Source organism: Streptomyces sp. NBC_00162 (assembly GCF_024611995.1).
Classification (GTDB): domain Bacteria; phylum Actinomycetota; class Actinomycetes; order Streptomycetales; family Streptomycetaceae; genus Streptomyces.
The window spans coordinates 8,367,940-8,391,103 of sequence record NZ_CP102509.1; the positions used below are offsets into that span (position 1 = coordinate 8,367,940).

At 70.2% G+C, this 23,164-nt stretch carries 22 protein-coding genes, 1 tRNA gene and 3 pseudogenes; 10 read left to right on the forward strand and 16 right to left on the reverse strand.

What is annotated here, in order from left to right; all coding sequences use genetic code 11:
* Positions 1-609, forward strand: a complete 609-nt coding sequence (locus JIW86_RS38615; protein ID WP_257558975.1) for a recombinase family protein — start codon at positions 1-3, stop codon at positions 607-609.
* 409 nt (positions 610-1,018) lie between these two features.
* On the opposite strand, the pseudogene JIW86_RS38620 reads toward JIW86_RS38615, so the two are convergent.
* From JIW86_RS38620 to JIW86_RS38640, 6 genes and pseudogenes are all read right to left on the reverse strand, one after another.
* Positions 1,019-1,261: pseudogene (locus tag JIW86_RS38620) on the reverse strand (DUF2236 domain-containing protein); the annotation flags it as partial.
* 928 nt (positions 1,262-2,189) lie between these two features.
* A complete protein-coding gene (locus JIW86_RS38625; protein WP_257558976.1) occupies positions 2,190-2,363 on the reverse strand; it encodes a CsbD family protein in 174 nt (57 codons plus the stop codon).
* Positions 2,364-2,464: 101 nt separating this feature from the next.
* Complete coding sequence (locus JIW86_RS38630) at positions 2,465-2,830, reverse strand: PRC-barrel domain containing protein (RefSeq protein ID WP_257558977.1); 366 nt, start codon at positions 2,828-2,830, stop codon at positions 2,465-2,467.
* A gap of 522 nt (positions 2,831-3,352) precedes the next feature.
* A complete protein-coding gene (locus tag JIW86_RS41835) occupies positions 3,353-3,577 on the reverse strand; it encodes a restriction endonuclease (RefSeq protein ID WP_322975592.1) in 225 nt (74 codons plus the stop codon).
* Complete coding sequence (locus tag JIW86_RS41840) at positions 3,577-4,065, reverse strand: hypothetical protein (protein ID WP_322975593.1); 489 nt, start codon at positions 4,063-4,065, stop codon at positions 3,577-3,579. Before JIW86_RS41840 ends, JIW86_RS41835 begins: the two co-directional genes overlap by 1 nt.
* 3 nt (positions 4,066-4,068) lie before the next feature.
* Positions 4,069-4,257: a hypothetical protein gene (locus JIW86_RS38640; protein WP_257558978.1), complete on the reverse strand. Its 189-nt coding sequence runs from the start codon at positions 4,255-4,257 to the stop codon at positions 4,069-4,071.
* Between the two features lie 183 nt (positions 4,258-4,440).
* Here JIW86_RS38640 and JIW86_RS38645 point away from each other — a divergent pair, with 183 nt between their 5' ends.
* Positions 4,441-5,580 (forward strand): mechanosensitive ion channel family protein, encoded by a 1,140-nt coding sequence (locus JIW86_RS38645; protein WP_257558979.1) that lies wholly within the window; start codon positions 4,441-4,443, stop codon positions 5,578-5,580.
* Positions 5,581-5,644: 64 nt separating this feature from the next.
* Positions 5,645-6,354 (forward strand): annotated as a pseudogene (locus JIW86_RS38650) (glutamate synthase-related protein); the annotation flags it as partial.
* Between the two features lie 171 nt (positions 6,355-6,525).
* On the opposite strand, the gene JIW86_RS38655 reads toward JIW86_RS38650, so the two are convergent.
* Both JIW86_RS38655 and JIW86_RS38660 read right to left on the reverse strand, forming a co-directional pair.
* Complete coding sequence (locus JIW86_RS38655) at positions 6,526-7,014, reverse strand: TetR/AcrR family transcriptional regulator C-terminal domain-containing protein (RefSeq protein WP_257559608.1); 489 nt, start codon at positions 7,012-7,014, stop codon at positions 6,526-6,528.
* Complete coding sequence (locus tag JIW86_RS38660; RefSeq protein ID WP_257558980.1) at positions 7,014-7,229, reverse strand: hypothetical protein; 216 nt, start codon at positions 7,227-7,229, stop codon at positions 7,014-7,016. Before JIW86_RS38660 ends, JIW86_RS38655 begins: the two co-directional genes overlap by 1 nt.
* A 56-nt stretch (positions 7,230-7,285) precedes the next feature.
* On the opposite strand from JIW86_RS38660, the gene JIW86_RS38665 reads away from it, so the two are divergent.
* Together JIW86_RS38665 and JIW86_RS38670 are read left to right on the forward strand one after the other, a co-directional pair.
* The gene (locus tag JIW86_RS38665) at positions 7,286-8,866 is read left to right on the forward strand and encodes an FAD-dependent monooxygenase (protein WP_257558981.1); all 1,581 of its coding nucleotides are present in this window, start codon (positions 7,286-7,288) and stop codon (positions 8,864-8,866) included.
* Between the two features lie 288 nt (positions 8,867-9,154).
* On the forward strand, positions 9,155-9,331 hold the full coding sequence (locus tag JIW86_RS38670) for a hypothetical protein (protein WP_257558982.1): 177 nt from the start codon (positions 9,155-9,157) through the stop codon (positions 9,329-9,331).
* Here JIW86_RS38670 and JIW86_RS38675 read toward each other — a convergent pair.
* Together JIW86_RS38675 and JIW86_RS38680 are read right to left on the reverse strand one after the other, a co-directional pair.
* Positions 9,328-10,311: a Dyp-type peroxidase gene (locus JIW86_RS38675; protein ID WP_257558983.1), complete on the reverse strand. Its 984-nt coding sequence runs from the start codon at positions 10,309-10,311 to the stop codon at positions 9,328-9,330. The two genes, JIW86_RS38670 and JIW86_RS38675, sit on opposite strands and share 4 nt — an antisense overlap.
* A gap of 220 nt (positions 10,312-10,531) precedes the next feature.
* Positions 10,532-10,903, reverse strand: coding sequence for a hypothetical protein (locus tag JIW86_RS38680; protein ID WP_257558984.1), 372 nt, complete (start codon positions 10,901-10,903; stop codon positions 10,532-10,534).
* Positions 10,904-11,923: 1,020 nt separating this feature from the next.
* On the opposite strand from JIW86_RS38680, the gene JIW86_RS38685 reads away from it, so the two are divergent.
* From JIW86_RS38685 to JIW86_RS38700, 4 genes are all read left to right on the forward strand, one after another.
* Positions 11,924-12,205: a hypothetical protein gene (locus tag JIW86_RS38685; RefSeq protein WP_215149868.1), complete on the forward strand. Its 282-nt coding sequence runs from the start codon at positions 11,924-11,926 to the stop codon at positions 12,203-12,205.
* Between the two features lie 492 nt (positions 12,206-12,697).
* Positions 12,698-12,862, forward strand: a complete 165-nt coding sequence (locus JIW86_RS38690) for a hypothetical protein (RefSeq protein WP_257558985.1) — start codon at positions 12,698-12,700, stop codon at positions 12,860-12,862.
* 716 nt (positions 12,863-13,578) lie between these two features.
* The gene (locus JIW86_RS38695; RefSeq protein ID WP_257558986.1) at positions 13,579-14,865 is read left to right on the forward strand and encodes an FG-GAP repeat domain-containing protein; all 1,287 of its coding nucleotides are present in this window, start codon (positions 13,579-13,581) and stop codon (positions 14,863-14,865) included.
* Positions 14,866-15,144: 279 nt separating this feature from the next.
* Entirely contained in the window at positions 15,145-15,702 is a 558-nt protein-coding gene (locus JIW86_RS38700; RefSeq protein ID WP_257558987.1) for a hypothetical protein, read from the forward strand.
* Between the two features lie 231 nt (positions 15,703-15,933).
* Here the strand turns inward: JIW86_RS38700 and JIW86_RS38705 are convergent, their stop codons facing one another.
* Both JIW86_RS38705 and JIW86_RS38710 read right to left on the reverse strand, forming a co-directional pair.
* On the reverse strand, positions 15,934-16,410 hold the full coding sequence (locus JIW86_RS38705; protein ID WP_257558988.1) for a cupin domain-containing protein: 477 nt from the start codon (positions 16,408-16,410) through the stop codon (positions 15,934-15,936).
* A gap of 72 nt (positions 16,411-16,482) precedes the next feature.
* Positions 16,483-17,595, reverse strand: coding sequence for a DUF4344 domain-containing metallopeptidase (locus JIW86_RS38710; RefSeq protein WP_257558989.1), 1,113 nt, complete (start codon positions 17,593-17,595; stop codon positions 16,483-16,485).
* Positions 17,596-18,254: 659 nt separating this feature from the next.
* On the opposite strand from JIW86_RS38710, the gene JIW86_RS38715 reads away from it, so the two are divergent.
* A tRNA-Arg gene (locus tag JIW86_RS38715) sits at positions 18,255-18,373 on the forward strand.
* 566 nt (positions 18,374-18,939) lie between these two features.
* Here the strand turns inward: JIW86_RS38715 and JIW86_RS38720 are convergent.
* From JIW86_RS38720 to ureC, 4 genes and pseudogenes are all read right to left on the reverse strand, one after another.
* A complete protein-coding gene (locus tag JIW86_RS38720) occupies positions 18,940-19,734 on the reverse strand; it encodes an urease accessory protein UreD (RefSeq protein ID WP_257558990.1) in 795 nt (264 codons plus the stop codon).
* Positions 19,735-19,817: 83 nt separating this feature from the next.
* Positions 19,818-20,552 carry an urease accessory protein UreG gene (ureG, locus tag JIW86_RS38725; protein WP_257559609.1) on the reverse strand — a complete coding sequence of 245 codons (735 nt, stop codon included), beginning with the start codon at positions 20,550-20,552 and terminating at the stop codon, positions 19,818-19,820.
* Between the two features lie 25 nt (positions 20,553-20,577).
* The gene (locus tag JIW86_RS38730) at positions 20,578-21,231 is read right to left on the reverse strand and encodes an urease accessory protein UreF (protein ID WP_257558991.1); all 654 of its coding nucleotides are present in this window, start codon (positions 21,229-21,231) and stop codon (positions 20,578-20,580) included.
* A gap of 8 nt (positions 21,232-21,239) precedes the next feature.
* A pseudogene (gene ureC, locus JIW86_RS38735) lies at positions 21,240-23,140 on the reverse strand (urease subunit alpha).
* Positions 23,141-23,164: the final 24 nt, after the last annotated feature.

Here is a 23,164-nt window from a genome sequence, read left to right on the forward strand (position 1 = left end):
ATGCTCATCGGCTACGCGCGGGTCTCGACCGCCGACCAGAACCCCGATCATCAGATCGACGCCCTGCTGCGGGCCGGTGTCGACCGCGACAACATCCACGTCGACACCGCGAGCGGCGCGAAGGCATCCCGGCCGAAGCTCGACCTCGTGCTCCAGTTGTTGCGCGAGGGCGACACGTTGAAGGTCACCCGGCTCGACCGGCTCTCCCGCTCTGTGCTCCACCTGGTGACGCTCGGCGCCGACCTGCGCGAGCGCGGCATCGGGCTGCACGTGATCGAGCAGGGCATCGACACGTCGACGATGGAGGGACGGGCGATGTTCGGGATGCTGTCCGTGCTGGCCGAGCTCCAGCGCGAACTGATCGTGGCGAACACCAACGACGGACTTGCCTCCGCCCGCGCCCGCGCCCGGGGCCGGGTTGGCGGGCGCCGGCCGAAGCTCACCGAGGACCAGGCCGGGCTCGCCCAACGGCTCTACGACGAGCGAGAGAAGACCGTCCAGCAGATCGCCGACATGTTCAGCGTGCCAAGGTCGACGGTGTACGGGTACCTCGACAAGACCAAGACCGTGCCCCGCCAACCCAAGAAGACCGCGGTCACGAAGTCCTGATCGCTACTTTGCGGCTGGTGTCTGAGCTAGGACTCCAGGGCCGGAACGGTCTGTCGCTGTCCCTCTCAACGAACCGAGTTCAGTTCACACGTCTCACCCAGTACCGTCCACGCAGGTAGGCGGCATATGGACGACTGGCTTCGTTGAGACAGGACAGCTACCTCCGGCCCTGACCCCCGTGTCTTGTGCCATCGAAGTCTGAGCGCGTGCCACCGAAATTTGAGCACCTGGGATGCCGGGGCCGACGGCTGGCTTCACACGTCGATGGTCCTTCGAGCGTGTTCAACGAACTGGGCGCGCTTCGATGATGCGTGGTCCGGGAACAGTCTGACCCCCTGGGACTCCCTCGCAACGTAGGGACCGCCGCCCTGCCCGAGGGTGGCAGCGCTGATGGCGGCGATGCAGGCCGGGCGACGGCGGCCATCGCCAGAGGGTGCAGGGACTGCCGGAGCAGGGCGCCGATCCCGCCGACGAACAGGGCCGCGTCGGCGTGCACCCGCCGCACCGGATGGTCCGGCCCGAACCAGCGCGGACCGGGCGTGAGGTGGATCCGGTCCCGGGTGGCCGGGCGCTCGGGTCCCGCCACCCGCAGGAACAGTGCCTCGCCCAGCCGCGCACGGGCACCTGTGACAACCGTCCTCCACTGGCCCATGAGAACAGTATGCTCACCGGCCGGCTCCACCTGGTGGCCACGGTCTGGCCGCTGCACGACAGGGGCCGAGGGCTGAACCGGGCTCTCGGCCCGGCGGCTGGCGGACGGCGGGCGGCCGCGCGGGGCCAGGGTGCTGCCGTCCGGGCCCGCAGCCCGGGGGCGGCAGCTGAAGCGCCGTCGCCGGGGGTTCGCCGGCTGCCCTGATCCTGCCGGGGGAGGGGAGTCGGGGCAGCCGGGTGCCGTGCGGATCCTGGCGGCAGCCCGTCGTGCGGCCGGGCCCCTGCCGCGTGCCGTCGGGGGAGGTGCCGCGCGGCAGCGGCCCGGTGCGAAAGCGCCTCACCCCCACGGTGTGGGCTTTCGTCATCCCGCGTGTTACCCGTCGACTTCTTCGCAAACGCCCCCGGTTGACAGTGAGCGGCGTCCTGAGACTCCCTCAGGCAGAACAGGCGCCGCCCGGGACCAAGGCGCGTCGACGCCGTCGGATTCCGGCCGCACCCCGAGATCGCGCAGCTGATTGGCCGCCAGCATGGCGGTGAACATCGCATCCGGGTTGGCGCCGCCGCCCCCAAATTCGGCGAAGCATTCCGCGTAGTGGGTCGTGAACGCGCTCGGCCGGACCTGCCCGCTCTCCCAGGTCAGCCCGAGTGCCGCCTCCTGCAGGGCGGTTGCAGGGACCGGCCCGGTCCGAGGGGCAGCTGCACGGTGGTCACGCGGCGGGCCCGGCACTCTCCGCGCTGGCTGATCCCCTGCGCGCCGAGTGGTGCGCGAGGACTACTGGGCATCGTGCCGGCCGAGTGAGCTCAGGGCGCCGGTCGGTACGTACGGGTGCGCCTCGGTCCCGAACCCGTCGAGGGGTTCGGGACCGAGGCGCACCAGCGGTATCCGCGGGCGGCAGTGGCATCCGCGGTGCGGTCAGGTCACCGGCAGGTCACCGCTTGAACATGTCCTTGATCTTTTCCTTGGCCTCGCGGGCATCGCCCTTCGCCCCTTCGGCGCGGCCTTCGGCAGTCAGTCGCTCGTTGCCCACCGCGCGGCCGGCCGTCTCCTTGAGCTTGCCCTTGGCCTGCTCCGCCTTGGCCCGGCCCTTCTCATTCGTCGACACAGCTGATCACTCCCTGAGGGTGCGGGAAATGCCTTGCTCTTCGCGTCTGACCCCGATCGCACCCCGCAAACGTGAGCCGCGCGGGCAGGTCGGGAATCCGGTCAGGCGGGCGGGACGCCGAACGGCATACCGGAGAGGTAGTGCGTACCCAGGGCCTCGCGATGGTCCGCGTTCCCGAGGTGCTCGTCCCGACGGAACTCCGGAGCGGCCTTGATCTGGTCCTTCGTACGGTCCACGTAGACCTTCTCCGCCGTATGGTCGATGCGGGTCACCAGACCCGCCGGCAGCAGGACCTCCTTGCCGAGGATCCACACGCCGGTGTCGACGACCAGATAGGCGTCGGTGACCTCGTCGGAGTGCTTGTCGACCTTGCCGATGCTGCCGTCGAGCGCCTCGACCCCGTAGCTGGTGAGGTCGACCGCGAGGTAGTCGACGCCGACGCTGTAGGCCCAGACGTTCTCCGTCATGCGAAACAACTCCTTCGATCGGAACTGTGGCCCCCTCCATCCCCGTGGCCCCGGGTATGGAGGGACCTCCGTCGATGGCGCGCCTGCCCAGAGACCCGCGCTTCCACCCCCTCCTCTGTGTGCGGGACCGCCCGCTGACTCCGAGAAAAAACTGCGCTCCGACGGTTTGGGCCGACGGAGACCGGCCATAAGCCTGGTCACGGGAGTCCGCGACGGTGAGCGGCGCGGGTTCCCCAGCGGACCCGGGCCGCGTGGTGGCATCCCCCGCCATCACGCGGCCGGGCTCCTGCGTACCCCGGGGTCCGTACCAGGGGCACGACGTACTGCCCTCGGCGGCGTACGGAAACCGGACGCTGCCTCGGTAGGCGCTCTTTCCGACCGAGCCCCTCCCTGTCGCCTCCCCGATGCCTCGCCCGTCCGACCTCACTCCAGCGCCCGGTGTCCGGCGGCCGCTCATCGGACGGCTTGGATGCCGTCGGTGGCGCCGTCGGTGGCGCCGTCGGAGTGGACAGCGGCCGATTCTCAGGGCGGCGGCCGTACGCCCGGATCGGTCCAGGCCGCCAGGGCCTCGCCGTCGACACAGACGATGCCGCACGTGGCGGCGTAGTCGAGGGCCGGTGCGGTGAAGGAACCGGTGGTGACGACGATCGCGACGTCGGCGTCGTGGACGGCGAAACACGTCCCGCCGAAACGCTGCAGGTCCTGCGAGCCGACCCGGTTGTCCTCGGCGTAGTGCTTGCACTGCACTATGACGCGCAGCCCGTCTGCGTACGGGACGACTGCACCCCGGTGGAAGTGGTGGGCGGCGCTGGCGACCTGGGCGCCGACGTGATCGTCACAACCCGGAGCGCGGCGACGCAGTGCTCGAAGCCGTCGGCATCGACCGCGGCATGGTCCAGCGCGTCGGCTCCCATATCCGGTGGATCCGTCGAGGGGCGCACGCTTGCTGACGGCCGCACGTCCTTCGCGGAGCGCACGCCCGGGTCGGGCTGTGCCGTGGGGCGCCGCCTGACGGGGGAAACGCTCCATCCGGCGAACGCCACGCCGATCAGCAGTACCACCGCCGCCGCGGCCACGGGCAGGACCGGCATCCGCGTCCCGGCCGCCGCGGTGACCTTGACAAAGACGGCCAGCCCGCCCACGGCGGTCCCGGCGAGTCCCACGGCGAGCACCAGATCGCGCCCGAGCAGTGCGCCGCGGTGCCGGACCCCGCTCCTGTCCTTCCTCGATGCCACGGGTCAGCGCCTACGACCCCAGCCCCGTCCGCGGGCCGCCCACCCATGGCCGATGCCGGCGACGTGCAGCGCGAGCGCGGCGAGACCGATCAGCATGAAGTTGGTGGAGCTGAACACTTCATTGGTGCCGATGGTGGCCGCGTTGATCAGGAACGCGATGAAGAACAGCACTGCGGCGGTGATGCCGAGCATGTCCATGCCCCTTTCGGTCGGTGACGGCCATGTTCCCCGCACGGGCCGGATCATGAGCAGCTGCTCCCGTCGGATTTCGCCGTGCTGCGCAGAAACGGAAGGGAACCCAGTCCCTCCTGTGTCAGCTCCCTCGCACGGGGCAGGGGCGTGAACGTCCATGTCACCTACATCCGTTGAGGAGATATGAACAGCGCTCTTCGTGTGCTGACCGTCCTGGGCGGCTCGATCCTCCTCACCCTCGCGGCCGGTTGGGCCGTCGACCTGCTGCTGCGCCGAGCCGACGCGCGCCACCCCGAGACGCCCCTGTGGAACCTGCTGCGCCGGTGCCGCCGCGCCCTGCTGATCGTGCTGTTCGCGGCGCTGCTCAGAGGTGCCTACCGGCAGATCGCATGGCCGCCGCTGCAGGACCACGCAGCGGCCGTGGGACGGGTCCTCTCCCTCACCCTGATCGGCGCGGGAGCCTGGCTGCTGGTGGCCGTGGCCTCCGCCGTCGTCGAGTCGGGGTACGCCCGCTACGCCACCTCCACCCGCGACCCGGCCCGGCTGCGCCGCGTCCGCACCCAGGTGACCCTGATCATGCGGGTGGTGACGGTCCTCGTGGCCGTCGTCGCGCTCGCCGCGATGCTCGTCACCTTCCCGAGCCTCCGCGCGCTCGGCACCTCCGTTCTCGCTTCCGCCGGGATCATCGGAATCGTGGCCGGTGTCGCCGCCCAGTCCAGCCTCGGAAACCTCTTCGCGGGCTTCCAGATCGCCTTCGGCGACATGGTGCGCATCGGCGACACGGTCGTCGTCGCGGGCGAGTGGGGGGTGGTCGAGGACATCACCCTCACCTTCCTCGCCGTACGCACCTGGGACGAACGCCGCATCACCATGCCCGTCTCGTACTTCACCACCCGCCCCTTCGAGAACTGGTCGCGCGGCGGCATCCAGATGACCGGCACCGTCTTCCTCCACTGCGACCACCGCGCACCCGTGGACCTCCTGCGCGACAAGGCCGAGGAGGTACTGCACAACAGCAAGGAGTGGGACGGCCGCGGCTGGGACCTCGCCGTCACCGAGACGACGCCCTCCACCATCGTGGTGCGGGTCATCGTCACGGCCAAAGACCCCGACGACCTGTGGACGGTGCGCTGCGCCGTACGGGAGCAACTGGTCGCCTGGCTCGCGGAGAAGCACCCGGATGCCCTGCCGCGCATCCTGCTGGATCCGGCACCGGGAGCGGCACCGGGCCATGCACCGGCACCGGCACATGCACCGGCACCGGGACAGGCGCCCGCACCGGACGCCGCCGGAGCTGCCGGAGCCGCGCGCGCCCGGCAGTAGGCGCCGGCGGCGTGAACCCCGCCACCACGCGCTTGGCGCGCGGTCGTCGGGACACAAGCGGGGCGTGCTGAAGACACGCGCCCTGATCCTGCCCGGCGCGGTGGCGGCGTTCGCCGCGGTCGCCGCCGTTCTCGTCCCGCCCTGGTGGTGGGCCGTGGCCGGCCCGTTGCCGCTGCTCGGCCTGGTGGCCTCATACGACCTCCTGCAACGCCGGCATTCCGTCCTGCGCAACTACCCCTTGCTCGGGCATCTCCGGTTCGCCCTGGAGGCGCTGCGGCCGGAGATCCAGCAGTACTTCATCGAGCGGAACTTCGACGGCCGCCCCTTTGACCGCGACACCCGCAGCCTCGTCTACGAGCGGGCTAAGGGCACCGACGTCGAGGAGCCGTTCCGCACCGAGCTCGACCTCCACCGACCCGGCAGCGAGTACCTCACCCCCTCCATGGCTCCGCACCCGGTACGGGCCGACCCGCTCCGGATCCGGGCCGGCGGACCCGACTGCACCCAGCCGTACGACATGGCCCTGCTCAACATCTCGGCGATGAGCTTCGGCTCCCTGTCCGCCAATGCCGTCCTCGCCCTCAACACCGGTGCGCATCTGGGGGTTTCGCCCACGACACCGGCGAGGGCGGCCTGTCCGAGTATCACCTGCGCCCCGGCGGGGACCTCGTGTGGGAGATCGGCACCGGATACTTCGGGTGCCGCACCGACGACGGGGGCTTCGACGAGCGGCAGTTCGCCGAGAAGGCCGCGCACCCGCAGGTCAAGTGCGTGTAGCTGAAGATCAGTCAGGGCGCCAAGCCGGGCATCGGCGGCGTCCTGCCCGACGCCAAGGGACCTCGACGACCCGACCCGCGCCGCCGACCTGGCCGGAATCCTGGCCGAGGAGCAGGTCCGCCTTGTCCTCCACCCGGAGACCTTGAACCGCTACGCGTAACTGACCGCTCAGCGACCCAGCCGGGACGCGAGCCCGTCGAGCACGCAGTCCAGGCCGAACGCGAACTCGACGTCGGGGTCGAGTTCCTCGGCTTCGAGGACGCGGCGGGCGAGCATCGGGTGTTCGCCCGCCGCGAGGACCTCGCTGATGTAGGGGCCGACGCTGCGCTGCCACTCCTCCTCGCTGAGCCCGGTGCGTTGCTCCGCGCGTCGAAGGGCCTGCTGGGCGGCGACCGAACCCAGCACGTACGCGTGCACGGCGCCGAGCGCCTGCGAGGCCAGGGTGATGTCGGGCGTGAGCGCGACGGCGGCGCGCAGCGCGGACTCGGACCGCCGCAACGAGTTGGGGCCGAGCGCGGGCCTCCCCGCCAGTTCACCCGCCAACCAAGGATGCCGCAGCAGCGTCGCACGCAGCGCGTTCGCGACCGCCCCCAGATCGGCACGCCAGTTTTCAGCGGACTCGGGCAGCGGATCCTCGCCCTGCGCCGCGTCGACCATCAGGTCCACCAGCTCGTCGCGGTTGGTGATGTACCGGTAGAGGAGGCGGTCCCGGAACCGAGATCACCCGCGACCCGCCGCATCGACACCGCCGCCAGTCCCTCCGCGTCCGCGACGGCCAGCGCGGCGGCCACGTACTGGTCCACCCCGGGCGCGCGTCGACGCGGCTCGGGGCGCGGCCGGGTCCACACCGACGAGGGAACGGGTTCGGTCATCGGGGCGGTTCCTTTCCTCGTTGACCCGCATCCTACCTTCTGGCTACGGTGTATCCATGACGGAGACAGTGTATCCAGACGTACCGGTGCTCGTGGTCGGAGGCGGCAGCGTCGGCCTGCTCACCGCGGCGCTGCTCACCCACCACGGTGTCCCCGCGGTGCTCATCGAACGCCGGTCCGGGCCGTCGGTGCACCCACGCGCCACCGGCATCGGACCGCGCACCGTCGAGGTCCTCCGCGAACTCGGACTCGACACCGCCGTCGACGCCGTCGCGGTCGACCTCCGGGGCGCCGTGGGCAAGGCGGTGGCGCGGACCGTCGTCGAGATGGGCGCGGGCGACGTCGCGACCGTGCCCATGCCGACCCCGTCCGCCGACGAACTGGACGTGACGCCGTTCAGACTGCGCGGCGTCTGCGCCCAGGACCGGCTCGACGCCGTCGTGGCAGCCGACCTGGCACGCCGCGGAGCGGACCTGCGCTGGTCGACCCGCCTGGTCGGCATCGCTCAGGACGCCGACGGGGTCGACGTCGAACTGGAGGGACCCGACGGCCGCTACTCGCTGCGGTGCACGCGCGTAGTCGCCGCCGACGGCACGCACAGCACCGTGCGGACCGCGCTCGGTGTGGGCACCTGCGGGCCGGGCGACCTGGGCAAGTCGATGATCAACATTCTGTTCCGCGCCGACCTGCGACCGCACCTGCGGGGAATGTCCTTCGCGACCTGCACGATCACCACGCCGGAGGCGCCCGGCCTGCTGGCCACCGTGGACGGCGAGACGAACTGGGTCTTTCACGTCTCCTGCGACGTCGACGGCGGCGAACGGCCCGAGGACTTCACGCACGAGCGCTGCGCTGCGCTCGTCCGCCTGGCAGTCGGCGATCCCGACCTCGACGTCGAGGTGCGCAGCGTGCTCCCGTGGCGGCCCCGGAGCGCAGCGGCCGAAAGCTTCGCCGTCGGCCGCGTGTTCCTGGTGGGCGACGCCGCGCACACCGTGTCGCCCCTGGGCGCCTTCGGCCTCAACACCGGGGTCGCCGACGCGCACAACCTGGCGTGGAAGCTGGCCGGCGTCCACCAAGGCGAGGCCGGTGCCGGGCTGCTCGACACCTACGCGCACGAACGGGAACCGGTCGCCGCGGCGACGCTGGACCAGGCGATGCGCAGGCTCGCCGACCCGGAGCTGCACTGGGGACGCGGACCCGAAGCCGACGCCGCCAGGGCGGCGGCGGGGGTGTGGGCGGCGCCGGTCGTGCACCTCGGTCAGAGGTACGACTCGGCCGCCGTTGTCGACCCGCGGCCGGAACTCCCGTCCACAGTGGACCTGGTGCTGGACGGGTCGCCGGGTTCACGGGTGCCCCACGCGTGGATCGACGGGGTTTCCACGCTCGACCTGGTGGCGTCCCGGTGGACCCTGCTGGTGGGCGCCGCCGGCGAGCGCTGGCTCACCGCCGCGGCGGACGTCGGACTCCCCGCGCATCGCGTCGCGGTCTCGTGGCTCCCCGACGAAGGGGCCCTGCTCGTCCGTCCGGACGGGATCGTCGCGATGCGCGCCACCGCGTCGGCGACGGATCCGGCGCGGTTCCTCACCGAGGTCTTGGACCAGGTGCTGGCCAGGCCGGTCCCGGTGCCGAGAACCTGAACGGGGGCGCCTCGACGGAGGCGCTCCCTTCGCGGCTGGCGCGTGCTTTTCGGACGAGGCGGCCGGAGCGCCGTCGACCGCGCCGTGCGGACCCGCAACGGGCCGGCGGTCGGTCTGTGACCGGCACGCGGTTCGAAGCAGCCGCCCTCGGGGTACGGGCCGTTGGTCTTCACCTGGTAGTCAGTCTTCTGCACGAAGGCGGTGACGCAGGCGTCGTCATGAGTTCCTCCTGAGGTCTGCCGCGTCGATCCGGTCCTGGTCCCCCTGCGCGGCCCAGACCTCCATGCCGTGCCCGAACATGTAGTCCAGCACGAGCCGTCCCAACCCCACCCGGTCACGGACCGGACCGGCACCGGCTGCGAGACCTGGGGCGTGCCGGATGTCGCCCAGCGTGAGGGCAAGGCGGTGGAGGCTGCGCAGCTGCGTGGGGAGCTGAATCCGGGCAACGGGTTGGAGAAGGACTAGTCGGCCTGAGGGCCCTTCAGGTCACAGGCGTCGGCCGAGCCCTGGGATGCGGCCGGCAGCTCGTCCTCGTCGGCCAGGTCGTCCAGGAAGCCGGCCGGGGGCACGAAGAAGAGTGTCCCGGTGACTGCCGTGGAGAAGTCGAGGATCCGGTCGTGGCTCGTGGGGCCGTCGCCGAGGAACATGTGCCGGAGCATCTCCTCGGTGACGTCCGGCGAGCGTGCGTAGCCGATGAAGTAGGTGCCGAACTCGGACCGGCCGGGGCTGCCGAAAGGCATGTTGTCGCGGAGGATCTTCCGTTCGGTACCGTCCGGGTCGGTGAGGGTGTTGAGCACGACGTGCGATCCGGGGGTGTCGAGCTCCGTGTTGGTGAGCTTGCGCCGGCCGATGATCTGCTCCTGTCGTTCGACGGGGAGCCGGTTCCAGGCGTCGAGGTCGTGCATGTACTTCTGCACGATCACGTAGGAGCCCCCGGCGAAGGCCGGGTCCTCAACGCCGATCAGTACGGCGCCGGTGGCCTCCTGCCCGACCGGGTTCTCCGTACCGTCGACGAAGCCGAGCAGGTCGCGCTGGTCCAGATAGCTGAAACCGGTCACCTCGTCGGCGACGGCGACAGAGCCCCGCAGCCGAGTCATGATCTCCGAGCCGAGGGAGAAACAGAGGTCCTGGCGGGTGGCCCGGATGTGGAAGATCAGGTCGCCCGGGGTGGCCGGGGCGTGATGGCGGGCGCCGCGCAGCTCCCGGAACGGGTGCAGCTGCGCCGGGCGCGGACCGTCCACCAGCCGGTCCCAGGCCGTGGAGCCGATGCCCGCAACGACACTGAGCCGCCCGTCCGGATAGCCGAAACCGACCGAGCGCTGCAGCCCTGCGAGGTCGGCGAGCAGCTCCCGGACGACGGGCTCGCCGCCCGGATCGACGGTGAGGACGAGGAAGAGCGAGGCGGCGGTCAGCGGACTGAGCACGGGCTGAGGCAGGTCGCGCAACGGAGTCGTCCTCTCGATAGTGGGGTTGGCAGGGTCTGCTGCCAGTCCACTGGTGCAGCGAGGAAGGCCTGGTCACTCGAGCCCTCCGAGGGCGGCGTCGGGTGGACAGGTAGTGAGGGTCAGCTGGGCATTGAGTGGGGGCTCTGGCCAGCGAGGTGACGGCTCCGGGAGGGGAACACCTTCGGGCGATGTGATCTTGATGAAGTGGTGTGCTTCGGGCTCAGCTGGTGAGGCGGAGGCTGACCTCCAGTTCGTGCTCGCCCGGTACTGTGCCGCGGTCCTCCACGGCGAAGGCCGCGGCCAGTTCCTCCTTGACCTGGCGCACGGGATCGGCCGCGCCGAAGAGGTCGACGTCGACGGGACCGGCCAGGGGATCCGCCGGGCCCGCACCCGCCTTGCGCCGGGTGCGGGCATCGACGGCCATGGACCACACCATGGGTTGCCCCGTAGCCGATGCCTTCACCTCGCTGCGCGGGGGCCCGGCGCCCTCCGGGAACGCGGCTTCCAGGGCGCGGAACACCGTCCCCGCGTCCTGGTGCTCGCAGCTGCTCAGATGGACACTGACGTGATCCGCGCTCTCGGAGCCGCTCATGATGTGGTACTCCCTTGTGCCGTCGAGTCTTGCCGACCAGTCCTGCTGTTGCGTCTTGCCGTCGAGACGGCTGTCAGCCCGACTGTATGAGCCGCCGTGCCGCGAGGCATCAGCATGGGGCCGACCGGGGTCCGCAGGATGGTCCCGGCTGATGGGCTAGTTGTGATGTGTGGTGGCGGCGACAGGCCACTGCGTGGGTTGCCGCCTCGTGGTCGAGGAAGCGCCGACGCGGGTGCGGACCGTCTCGGGAGCGATCCCGAGACGGCGCTACGCTTCCGCGACCGAGCGGCCCTCTGCAGATTCGAGGACGATCCGGGACTGCAGAGCCAGTGCCTGAGCGTCGAGCGACGGCGCACCAACCCCCGTCCCTCGAGCACGGCCCGCTGGGCTGGAAGCACGAGTCCAGGCTGTGGCGCCGATCCATAGCTGTACTGCGCCCTGTATGTCCGGGGCGCCGCGCCTGCGACAATCCGCGCGGGCAGGCAGCATGTGAGAAGGATGGTGTCTTTGTGGTGTGTGAGCCGCTAGGGCTGCAGCGGAGCGGCAGCAGTCCGGCTCCGGCCCTCGGCACCGCCTGTCAGCACACAGCCCCGCGAACACTGATCCGCTCCGACACCGACCCCGAAGCACCCGCCTGTGACCGGCCTCGTCGGACCTGGTCCAGCACGAGGCAGCCCGCCAGGACGCCGGGGCCGGGACTGGCCGGTGTCAGCGTCGGGCGTCAACCCTCGCCCGCCTGGGGCGTGCGCGGGCGAGGCCCGGTGACCGGAGCGCTCTGGTGGTAGTGGCACCGGGCCGCCCAACCATCCAATGGGCCGAGGTACGGCGTACGAGCACGCGGCTCCTCTGGTGTCGGCGACCCCCTGCTGAACCTGCACGAGGTGTGATCCGCTCCAATCGCATCACCTGATCGCCTCCTCGCGTGCCGCCACGGCTGTGCGTACCACCACTCGGGTGGTACGGCATCCAGAGCTTCTGGCCGGGATGCAAGGTGGGCCCCTTTCGGTGGATGGTGGGGTCATGAACCATCACCACCAGTCCCACCGGAAGATCGAGATCGACACCCGGCTCGTCACGACGGGTGCTGTGCTCACCGCGGCCGGTGCCGCAGTGGCGTGTACCGGCATGGCCATCGCGGCCCTCGCCGTGTTCGCGGCAGGCCGGCGCATGATCCGCGGGATGGACGTGCCTCCGGCCCATCAGGCGGCCATGAAGTGGAGGCAGGCCAAGGAGGCGTCCAGAGCTGGTATGCAGGCGTGGCAGTCGGCTTCCGACGCCCCGAATGGCTCGCTCGCCCGATAAGCGGTCTTGCGTAACAACGGCTAACGCAACGAGCCGGATCGGTGCTGGTCGCCGTACCTGGCCGGCTGGTTGATCACGCCGTAGCGGTTCGCGCGGGACTCTTGAGCGGATGCATCGGTGTACCGCTGGAACCGAGGAAAGCCACAGTTCGGCGCCGGGCCGGGTATGTCCTGGTCGGGCGCCGCTTGGCCCGAGGCCGCGGACGCGGTACTCGAGGTCACCGGCGGAGACGTGCGCGGGGCGGGACGCGGTGCGGGTGCCGCCGGGGCATGTGGGGGTGGACTGCCCGCCCACCGAACTGTGAGTCGGGGACCAAGTCCCCGTGGGGGACCGCCTCGTCGCCATCGCTGATCTGCGCTGCTGCGCCCGGCGGCCCTTGCGCCCGGCGCACCGCCGCCTGGGCCGGGCCCGGCGCGCACCGCACGCACCGCAACGCCGCTGGCGGCGGCCCGTGGCCCGGCCGGGCCGGCGGCCGTTACCGGGGTACCGCGTATGACGCCCGTCCCGCCGCGCCGGCGCCGGCCAGCTGACGGCGTCACCGACGGCGGGCAGGGGTACGGCTGGCTGCTGATCAACCGGCTGGCCGACGCGGTGGAGGTCCGGCCGGTCCCCGAGAGCGGCAAGACCGTCCGCGTGCACTTGACCGCCGGCCCCTGAGCAGGCGACGCGCCGGCACGTCGTCCTCACATGCCCGGTGCAGGAAGCCCAACTGATGTGCCGGGAACGGGAACCGGAGCGATCGTGCCGACGTGAACGTCGGTGACGGGGCTTAGCGTGCCCGGACGGAAGCGGGGGGCCGTTCACGCACGGACGCGTGATCCCGGACACACACATGACGTGTGCCAGGGCAGAGCCCCACGGCTCGATCCTCAGGGGGATCTTGACTACATCGCACCGCACGTCACCGCAGCGCAGACGGCTGCGCGCCCTGGCCGCCGGGAGCGTTCTCGCCCTGGCCGCCGGCGCTCTGGCCGCCGCACCGAGCGTCGCCGCGCCGAGCCTGGGCGCGCCGAGTATCGCCGCGCCGAGCTTGGCCGTGCCGAGCCCGGCCGTGCCGGCGCCGGGACCGTCGGCCGTGACCGGAACGGCCGGAGGCCAAGGGCTCCCGACCGTCGTCATGCCGGCCAGGGTCCCGGCCCAGGTGGCCGCTGCCGCCAAGCCGCGGCACGACGTCGACGGCGACGGCGTCAGTGACATGATCGTCATGGAGTACGACCAGGTCACGGCCGTCTACTTGTCGTCGATCAGGGCCTGGAGCGACTACACGATCATCAAGACCGATCCGGATCCGGAGGCCTCGTTCAAGGACCTCCTACCGGTGGGCGACGTCGGCGGCACCACCCAGCCCGAACTCCTCTCTCACCTTCGACGGCGTGCTCACGCTCTACGAGGCGGGCGTGAAGAACACCTCGGCGCCCCTGTGGTCCGGCGGCGGCTGGCAGAAGTACAACCGCCTCATCGCCACCGGCGACATCACCGGCGACCGCCGCCCCGATCTGCTGGCCCGGGACCCCGCCGGTGACCTGTGGCTGTACACCGGAACCGGGACGGTCAGCAAGCCCTTCAACTCCCGGGTCAAGGTCGGCTCCGGCTGGGGGATCTACGACCAGGTCGTGGGCGCCAACGACGTCGACGGCGACGGCATCGGCGACGTCCTCACCCGCAACCTGGCCGGCGAACTGTGGTTCCACAAGGGAGCCGGCAGCGCCACCGCCCCGCTCAAGCCCGCCGTCAAGGTCGGTACCGGCTGGAACACGTACAACGTGATCACCGGCTCGGACGACGGCGACGGCGACGGCCGCAGCGACCTGCTCGCCCGCAACCACGACGGCGTGGAGTACTGGTTCAAGTCGATCGGCGGCGGCAAGTTCGCCGCACCCGCCTACTTCGGCAGCGGCTACGAACTCAACAAGTTCATCGTCGGCGCGGGCACCACATCGCTCTTCGGCAAGGGCCAGAACGTGATGACCCAGGCCGACAACGTCCTGGTCAAGTACCACGCCCTGGCCAACAGCGCCTACTACTCGCCGCCGTACGAGGTCGGGAAGGAGACGCCCGGCTCCCGCAACACGTACGCCACAGGCCTCAACAGCCACAACCACGCCAGCTACGTGCAGAACATCGGCACCGACCTCTACGTCCGCGGCGTGAAGGTCAGTACGTCGTGGAACTACACCATGATGGCCGGCCCCGGCGACCTCACCGGCGACGGGAAGGGCGACCTGGTCAGCCGTGACTCCGCCGGCGTCCTGTGGCTGCACCCCGGCGACGGCCTGCCGTACACGAAGTTCGGCACGCGCATCAAGGTCGGCACCGGCTGGAACGCCTACAACGCGCTCGTCGGCGCGGGCGACTACTCCGGGGACGGGCGGCCCGACCTGCTCGCCCGGGACACCGCCGGCGGTCTCTTCCTCTACAAGGGCACCGGCACGGCCAGCGCGCCGTTCGCCGCCCGGGAGCAGGTCGGCAGCGGCTTCAACCAGTACGACACGCTGTTCGTCCCGGGTGACATCAACGGCGACAGCAAGGGCGACCTGATGGCCCGACTCCCGGGAGGCGACGTGTACACGTACACCTCGACGGGCAAGACCGGCACCGCGACCTTCGCCCCCCGGGTGAAGTTCGGCACCGGGTGGAACATCTACAAGAACATGCTCTGACCCCCGCGGCCCCGGGCCGCTGAGAGCGACGGCGCGGGTCCGCCCGCCGGCCCTGGCCGGCGAGCGGGCCCGCGCCCGAGATCAGCCGCGCCGACCTCCTCAAAATCTTCCTACGCTCCGACAGCGAACTCGCCGCGCTGCCCACGACCCCGGCGCCTGACGCGTGCCCGCACCACGGTGGCCGGCCCCGCTTCGGGAGCCGCCCACCGGCGGATCGGCGGTCGATAGGCCGGGCCACGGCCGGGCCGCCGCCTCGATGCTGCGGCGGTGACTGCGGCGGTGACCACATCCGCCAGACCCTCACGGCGCGGCCTCATAGGCACGGTCCTGCTGGTAGCCATCGTGATCGCGGCCGTCCTCTCCTGGCAGTGGTGGGACCGGTCGCAGGAGGGCGAGTTCAGCTCCGATCCGAAGTTCTGCGAGCTCGTCGCCTCCGAGACGATCCACCGACTCGTACCCGAGTCGTACGGCGGACGCGAGGACATCGCCTCCTGTACATGGGCGGCCCCGTGCGAGAAGGGCAAGTACCGGGCCGGCGTCCACCTCTTCGCGTCCCGTCTCATCGTCGACCTGGCTCGCGAGGACATGCGGGAAATGCGCGCCAACGACGAACTGGGCTGGGAGAAGGACACGGTGGAAGATCTGCGACCTCGGCGACGTGGGGTTCCTCCGCTTCCGGCCCCCACCCCCGGCACGAGCATCACCGCGCAGGTCACCTTCCGCCGCAGCAACCTGGTCGTCTCGCTCGCGTACACCCGCAGCGACGACGACCGACAGGCCGCCCGCGCCGGGGCCATCGACGCGGCCCGCGACACCGTTGCCCGCCTCCGGCCCTGACGAATCCCTTGCGTGTGTGAAGGGCCCTCACTGGCGCACCGTCCCTGCCTGCTGTCCAGCCCGCCGAGCGGGAAAATGCGCCCTCGGTCAGCCCCACCGACGGGCCCGTGCCCCAACAGAGCGGTCATCAGCGGTCAATACGGGTGCAGCAGGACTCGCACAACGGTCACTCCAGCAGCCCGAAAGGCCAGGTCAGAGCCCATATCTACTGTCGCGATAAGCCCTCGCTGGTCAGGCGTGCTCGTCCGATGGCTGCTGGGCAGGCTGGACCGACCAGCTTGGCGGCTCGTCCTTGCCTGAGTCCTCGTCGCGCTCCGCCTCGACGGCTGTCGCATGGATCTTGCCCGACGCGTGGTGGACCGGCGCGTATACGGCGTAGAGCTGCAGGGTCTCATCACCGATGTTGGTGACGTTGTGCCAAGTGCCGGCGGGCACGAAGATCGCCCAGCCATCCTCGACCTCCCGGTCGAAGTCGAGTCGATCCTTCGTGCGACCCATCTGGACGCGGCCCCGGCCTGCGTCGAGTCGTAGGAACTGGTCAGTCTCCGGGTGCGCCTCCAAGCCGATGTCCTCACCCACCGGGATCGACATGAGGGTCAACTGAAGGTACTTCCCAGACCAGGCGACCGCGCGATAGTCCGTGTTCTCGAGCGTCGCCTTCTCGAGGTCGAAACTTTGAGGTTCCGGCCCGATGTCCTTGATGGTCATACTTCTCTCCCGGTCAACGAAGGCGGTACGCGGTACACGGTCGCGGTCTTGCGCCAGCCCACGTCAACAATCTCAGAGCCCTGGGCTCTTCCGGCCAGAGGCACGCGCGCCGCTACCGCACCAACGGCCGCGGCCCCGCTGCCACATTCCAACGTGCGTCCGGTCGTGTAGCCGCGCCTGATGCCGGAGATGGTGATCTTGGAGCCGTCGGCTACGGCCTTGTTGGACTTGATGGGCACGGCAGTCTCGGACACTCACCGTTCCCCTGTTCGGCGCCGGTGTGCGGATATTGATCTTGCTGGTGGAGCGTTGCACACCGCCTCGGCGCCGATCCCGCGATAGTCCCCCGGAACCCTGCTGCGCGACTACGCGGACGAGATCGACGGGGTACGCGTCATTCACCTCATTGACCGCTGCGGATCTCGTCGATGCGCTTCGCCAGATCCTGTGTCTCCGCGACCAGCCGCCCGTGCGCCTTCTTCTGCTCCTCGGCACCCTGGTCCCTGAACGCCCCGCTGAAGTGGGGTTGGAGCTGGGTCCACCAGCCGTAGTCCAGCATTGCCCACGCCTGCGGGCAGAGGGGGCGCGGGTCTTCGGGAGATAGCCGCTGTCGACCAGGGACTGCTGGTACTTCTTCGGGTCGCTGCCCTCCAGGTAGCACAGGAAGTTGAAGGCCCGCTGCTGGGTAACGGGGTGGTCGCTCGACATGCCCTCCAGGGTCGGCGTGCCTTCCTTGCGTGCGATCTCGTCGAAGAGGATCGCGGCGGCCAGCGACGGGCCCGGCCCGACCTCGTTGACGGTATAGAAGGACGCGAAGCCGTCCGCCGCGTCCTCTTCGAGACCGAGGTTCGCCAGGAGGAGCTGGCGCTGCAGGGCATGGCCCATCTCGTGGCCGAAGATGAATTCGGTCGACAGCACGGTCAGGTCGTTGGTGTTGTACTCGGACGCGGGGAACGGGGCGGGCCGTTCGACGGTCTTCACGACGTCGGCGAGGGCCTTCTCGATCTCGGTCAGGAACGGTGGCGGGACGAAGATCGTCCTGCCGTCGGGCTGGGTGACGGCGTCGGTGACGCCGGGCGGCACGGCGGCGGTGACCTTCACGACCATGTCGTGCGGGAGGGTGAGTGTTCTGTTCACCCAGTCGGCCGTACGCTCCAGCACGCGGGAGTTCCGGATCAGTGCCACGGCCTCCCGGTCCGCCGGTTTGACCGTTTGGGCCTCGTAGACGACGGTGACCCTGCCGGAGCGCGCCGCCTGGGGGCGGGGCCCTGCTCCAGGCCCCCGCCCGGCGTCGCGGGCCTCGCCGCTGCACCCGGTCGAGACGACCCCGGCGAGGAGCAGCACACCTGCCAGGACGATGCGCGCCCTCTTCGAGCGACCGGCGGTGTTCGGCATCCTTGATCGGCTCCCGTCGCGTGTCCCCGTACTGATCCTCCGGCCGTCCGGAGGCTGGCGCCCGTCGAGCCGCCCGTACGGGGGACCGTTCGCCGTGTGGGCGACAGGCCGCCTGGTTCGACCCGTTCGACAACCGCAGCATCAGGGATCCCCGACGCGGCTTCCGGCGGTACAGCGCAGCTCCTCGTGCTGGCCGACTGCGCAGACGCCAGCGCGAGCAGCACCAGCCCTCTCACGGCGCCCAGTCGACGCCTGCCTCGGCGAGCGCGGTGATGTACGGGAGGAGTGTTTGTGATCAGTGGCCAGTTGGCTGATCTGGGCTGATCGGTTCTGGCTCACCTTCTGTGGTCCTGCTGGAGCGGTTGTCGGTGCTGGATAACGGCTCGATGCGCACAGGACGATCCTCTACCTTGAGCCGGAGCGGGATGGCGCGCATTCTCGCAGGCTGCGGTGCCGTGGCAGAGCGGCCCATTGCGATCGACGTGGGCGATGTCCCGCTCACGGCGACTGACGGAGACGGGGCGGGCTTGCCCCTATCTGTCCGCGGGTTCAAATCCCGTCGGCACCGCAGCCGACCTGGAACTTTGTCCAGCGCACGCACTGCGATGTCGGTCCAGGTCCACAGAAGCTGAGTCAGATCCCACTCTCGTGAACAAAGCCAGTGGGTGCAGGCGCAGGCGATGAGCAGCGGTGAGCCGTACGTGCTCCGCGTGACCGCCACCTGACCCCGGCCCGCCGCCGGCCGGGCGCCGCGCTGTCCGCATGGACGTGGACCAAGCAGACCTCGTCGATCCGCAGGGGGTGGATTGGCTGTACACGACGGAGCAGGCGCTGGGTGTCGTCCGAGGATGCCTCCCCGTCTAATGGTGCAGTCGGGTATGAGAACTCGTCGAAAAGCTCGGTCAGCGCAACGCTCCGATTGGGCGCTCTCGACACATGTTCGTTTGGGTGTCCTGCGGGGTGCGTATGGGTTCTGTTGCTCTGGTCGTGCGGCGGCGGGCAGGAGTGAGTGCAACCAGAGTTGTGCCCACAGGGGCATAGGGCGTTCGTCGTTGCGGGGGCGTCTTGTCAGGGCGTCAGCTCGAGCGATCGCTCGCGCCCGCCAGTCGGAGGGCTGGCGGGCGGTTCGAAGCGTCAGGCTGAAGGGGCCACGGACCGCCGGGCACGTCTGTCTGCCTCGGCCGCGGATGCCGTGATGGCTGCGGCCGGGCCGTGACCGTCTTCTCCGCGGCAGGGCTCTGCTTCGCGGCGCAGGCGCTGTGCAGCGCGTTGGCGTCGGTAGTCGCGCATGGCGTCCTCGCGCCAGGCGGCGAAGGTGGGATCGCACAGCTCGTCACGGAACCGGCCGATTCCCATCCACCGCAGCACGGCCCCGGACCGGTCCAGGGGAAAGTAGGTCTCTCCGGGTCCGGTGCTGCCCGCGTCCGGTGCCCCGAACGGCTCGGGCGTCCATCCCAGGGCGGTGACCGTGTCCATGGAACGAAGGCTCCCGAAGACGCCTGGCATCTGACGGGTCTGCCGTCCCAGGTCCAGGTATTCCACCTGCAACGGCCCGGTGTCGTCGCTCGCGTCCAGGGACGTGGACAGATCCCCGCCCGTCTGCCCGGCGCGCCCCAGCACGACCTTCTCCTGCATCAACACCTTGCCGGTGCCGTGCAGCCGGAGGTGCGTGCCACGGTGGCTGGCGATCTCGTCCGAGACCACGAACGGCATGCCTGCCCAGGTTAGGACACCTCCGTCGCCCACGTCGGCGTCAATGGTCCAGGACGACGGAGCAGCGCCTTCATAGGCGACGGTGCCGGTCGCCTCCACGACGTCGAGCCAGGCACCGGGAGCGACGTTCACCTCGATGCGGACGTCGTCACCGGATAGCAGCAGCGCCCGGGTGGCGATCAGGCCCACCCTGGCTCCGTCGGCGTCCTGGTCCATGGTCCGAACAGTCAGGTGCCCGGTCGCCTGGCGGACGTGGCTGCGGCTTGCACCGGGCGTGATACTCAGGCGGGTCGGGCCGGTCACGTGCCTTGCCCGGCTTCCGCTGGAGCGTGGTCGTGCGAGTGGGTGGTGCCGTCGGCGTGGGTGTGCAGGTGACCGTTCTGGCCGGCGTGGAAGTGCGGGGCCATCGGGCCGGGGTCGACGGGGGTGTGGTCGCCGGTGCGGTAGTGGGCGAGAGTTTCGCGGACCCAGCCGGTCAGCATCCGGATGGACGCCGCGTCGTGCCGGGACAGTGCGACCACCGGGCCGCCGGCGCGGGCCTCGCGGCCCTCGCGTGCCATGCGCTCGACGTCCACGCCCACGTGCTCGCCCAGGTCGGTCTTGTTGATCACGAGCAGGTCGGCGCGGGCGATGCCGGGACCGCCCTTGCGTACGACGTCACCGCCGCCGGCGACGTCCAGGACGAACAGCTGGGCGTCGACCAGCGCAGGGGAGAAGGTCGCGGTGAGGTTGTCGCCGCCGGACTCGATGATGACCAGGTCCAGGGAGCCGAAGTCGGCCTCCAGGTCCTCGGCCGCCAGCAGATTGGCGGTCACGTCGTCGCGGATCGCCGTGTGCGGGCACGCGCCCGTCTCCACCGGGCGGATCCGCTCGGGGTCCAGCACCCCGGCGCTCTTGAGGAAGCGCGCGTCCTCGTCGGTGTAGATGTCGTTCGTGATGACACCCAGGCGCAGTTCACCGGAGAGGGCCTGGCACAGCGTCGCGATCAGCGAGCTCTTGCCGGTGCCGACGGGACCGGCTACGCCCAGGCGCATGGCTCGGGTGGGGGCGGTGGTGTTCTCAGGCACTGAAGAGTCTTTCTGTGGTGGTGTCGTGGGTTTCGGCCCAGCGCTCGATGAGAGGGGCGCCGTGGGCAGGGATCTGTTCGGGGGTGTGCAGGTGGGCGACATGACCGGCCATCTCGTCGATGTCCGGCAGCAGGTCGTTCACCCAAGCGGTGATGAGCAGCGGGTCTTGTGGTTCGAGTTTGAGCAGGGCTGCCGTCACGGTCTGGGCGTCGTCGTACCCGACCAGGCGGGCCAGGTCGGCGGGGTCCATCGCGGCGCGGTGGGCGAGCAGGCCGAGCACGACCGGGCGCGACCAGGTCCGTGCGCGAGCGTCGAGGGGGCCGGGCCAGAGCGTCTGCAGGACACGCAGGTACCCGCGCCCCAGGCGTCTCCCGTTGGTCCTCAGCGCCTGGCTGGGGGTTCGGGCGGCCCAGGCGGCCTCGACCGCGCCGAGGTCGCCGCCGTCGGCCGCCACCGCCCGTGCGACGACCGCGGTTCCGGCCTCCACACGGGTGACCGTGCGGAGCCGGGTGCGCAGGTAGGCGGGAACGTCGGCCGGTGTCGTGCCGGCCCGCAGGGCGGGCTCCAGACCGGCGGACTGTGTGTGTCCGCCGGACGGGAGCCGGGCGTCGCCCAACAGGGCGAGCAGGAGTGAAGAGGTGCTCACGGGTCGCCTCAGAAGAGCAGATATCGCTGGGTGAGCGGCAGGTTCTGCGGGGGGTTCGGCTGGTCCAGGTACCAGAACCCCTTGAGGTCTGTGTGCTCTGTGAGGCTGTGTCCCTGCGCCGGGTCGACTCCCGGGATCTCCAACGCGATCGTGAACTTGGTCGGGTTGATGTCGATTTTGAAGCACTTGTCGTTGAAGACCATGTCCTTCTTCGTGACGCTCTTGACCGGCTTGGCGCCCTTCAGCTCACGCCGCAGACCGAGGGTGGCCGTCAGCGAGTCCTTGAACACGCCCTTGCCTTTCACCGCGCTGTACGGGTCATTGCCGGCGGGCGGGTTGAGGGCCTTGTCCGAGACGAACGCGTAGGACACCTGGGAGGCGATCGCGTGGGCCATCGCCGGGCGTAGGAAGGTGGGCTGCGGGGTGGACACCGAACCGTTCGGGTCTCCCAGGTTGCCGAGGACCATGGCGCCGCCCTTGATGACCACCTCGGGCCGTACGGCGAAAAACCGCGGGTCCCACAGCACGAGGTCGGCCAGCTTCTCCACCTTCACCGAGCCGACGTGGTCGTCGATGCCGTGGGCGATGGCGGGGTTGATCGTGTACTTGGCCACGTAGCGCAGAGCACGGGCGTTGTCGCCCTCCCCTGCTCGTCCCCGTAGAAGAAGTTCGCGTCCCCGTTGAAGGTCTTGTGGCTCCACTCCTTCATGACGTGTGCGACCTGCCAGGTGCGGGTTACGACCTCGCCGATGCGGCCCATGGCCTGGGCGTCGGAGGAGGTGATGGACATCGCGCCCATGTCGTGCAGTACGTCCTCGGCGAACATGGTCGTGGAGCGGATGCGGGAGTCGGCGAACGCCTGGTCGTTCGGGTTGGCCAGGTCCAGGTGGTGGGCGGAGGCCAGCATGTCGATGTGCTCGGCCACGGTGTTCACCGTGTACGGCAGCGTCGGGTTCGTCGAAGCGGGCAGGACGTTTTCCTTGGCGGCCACCTTCAGGATGTCGGGGGCGTGCCCGCCGCCGGCACCCTCCGCGTGGAAGACGTGGATGCCGCGTCCGTCGATGGCATCGAGGGTGGTCTCGCTGAAGCCGGCCTCGTTGAGGGAGTCGGCGTGCAGGGCGACCTGTAGGCCCCACTTTTCCCCGGCCTTCAACGCGGCGTCCAGAGCTGCCGGGGTGGCTCCCCAGTCCTCGTGGATCTTGTAGCCTCCGGCACCCGCCAGCGCCTGCTCGTCCAGGCCGTCCTCGCTGACGGTGTTGCCCTTGCCCAGCAACATGACGTTGACCGGCAGGTCGTCGAAGCTGCGGTGCAGGTTCACCAGGTGCTGCGGGCCGGGGGTCACGGTGGTCGCCTTGGAGCCCTCAGAGGGGCCCACGCCGCCGCCGACCAGGGTGGTCGTCCCTGTAGCGAGAGCCTCCGTGACGGCGGACGGGGAGATGTAGTGCACGTGGGTGTCGATGGCCCCGGCGGTGAGGATCTTGCCCTCGCCGGAGATCACGTCCGTGGAAGGCCCGATCTCCAGCCCAGGGGTAACCCCAGCCATGACGTCGCTGTTCCCGGCCTTGCCGATCGCGACGATCTTGCCGTCCTTGATGCCGACGTCAGCACGCACAATGGCGTTCTTGCTGGCACTCTCACCCGGGACGAGGCTTGCCAGGTCCTGGGCGGGGGCAACGTCCAGGACGACCACGTTGGTAATCACGGTGTCAGGTGCGCCCTCCGTACTGGTGGTGGTGCCCTGCAGCATCGACTCGCGGATGGTCTTGCCGCCGCCGAAGACCGCCTCGTCGCCGCCGAACGTCAGGTCGTGGGTGACCTCGATCCAGAGGTTGGTGTCGCCCAGGCGGATCTGGTCGCCTACGGTCGGGCCGTAGGACTTCGCATAGTTCCCGCGGGTGATGATCGTCATTTCTTTCCTCCAGCTGGGTGTGCG

Bases quoted from the DNA above. Each gene is read 5' to 3' on its own strand.
- JIW86_RS38615 (WP_257558975.1), top strand. From the start codon at position 1: ATGCTCATCGGCTACGCGCGGGTCTCGACCGCCGACCAGAACCCCGAT.
- JIW86_RS38630 (WP_257558977.1), bottom strand. From the start codon at position 2,830: ATGACGGAGAACGTCTGGGCCTACAGCGTCGGCGTCGACTACCTCGCG.
- JIW86_RS38640 (WP_257558978.1), bottom strand. From the start codon at position 4,257: ATGCTCGGCATCACCGCCGCAGTGCTGTTCTTCATCGCGTTCCTGATC.
- JIW86_RS38645 (WP_257558979.1), top strand. From the start codon at position 4,441: ATGAACAGCGCTCTTCGTGTGCTGACCGTCCTGGGCGGCTCGATCCTC.
- JIW86_RS38655 (WP_257559608.1), bottom strand. From the start codon at position 7,014: ATGGTCGACGCGGCGCAGGGCGAGGATCCGCTGCCCGAGTCCGCTGAA.
- JIW86_RS38660 (WP_257558980.1), bottom strand. From the start codon at position 7,229: ATGACCGAACCCGTTCCCTCGTCGGTGTGGACCCGGCCGCGCCCCGAG.
- JIW86_RS38665 (WP_257558981.1), top strand. From the start codon at position 7,286: ATGACGGAGACAGTGTATCCAGACGTACCGGTGCTCGTGGTCGGAGGC.
- JIW86_RS38680 (WP_257558984.1), bottom strand. From the start codon at position 10,903: ATGAGCGGCTCCGAGAGCGCGGATCACGTCAGTGTCCATCTGAGCAGC.
- JIW86_RS38685 (WP_215149868.1), top strand. From the start codon at position 11,924: ATGAACCATCACCACCAGTCCCACCGGAAGATCGAGATCGACACCCGG.
- JIW86_RS38690 (WP_257558985.1), top strand. From the start codon at position 12,698: ATGACGCCCGTCCCGCCGCGCCGGCGCCGGCCAGCTGACGGCGTCACC.
- JIW86_RS38705 (WP_257558988.1), bottom strand. From the start codon at position 16,410: ATGACCATCAAGGACATCGGGCCGGAACCTCAAAGTTTCGACCTCGAG.
- JIW86_RS38720 (WP_257558990.1), bottom strand. From the start codon at position 19,734: ATGGACCAGGACGCCGACGGAGCCAGGGTGGGCCTGATCGCCACCCGG.
- ureG (WP_257559609.1), bottom strand. From the start codon at position 20,552: ATGCGCCTGGGCGTAGCCGGTCCCGTCGGCACCGGCAAGAGCTCGCTG.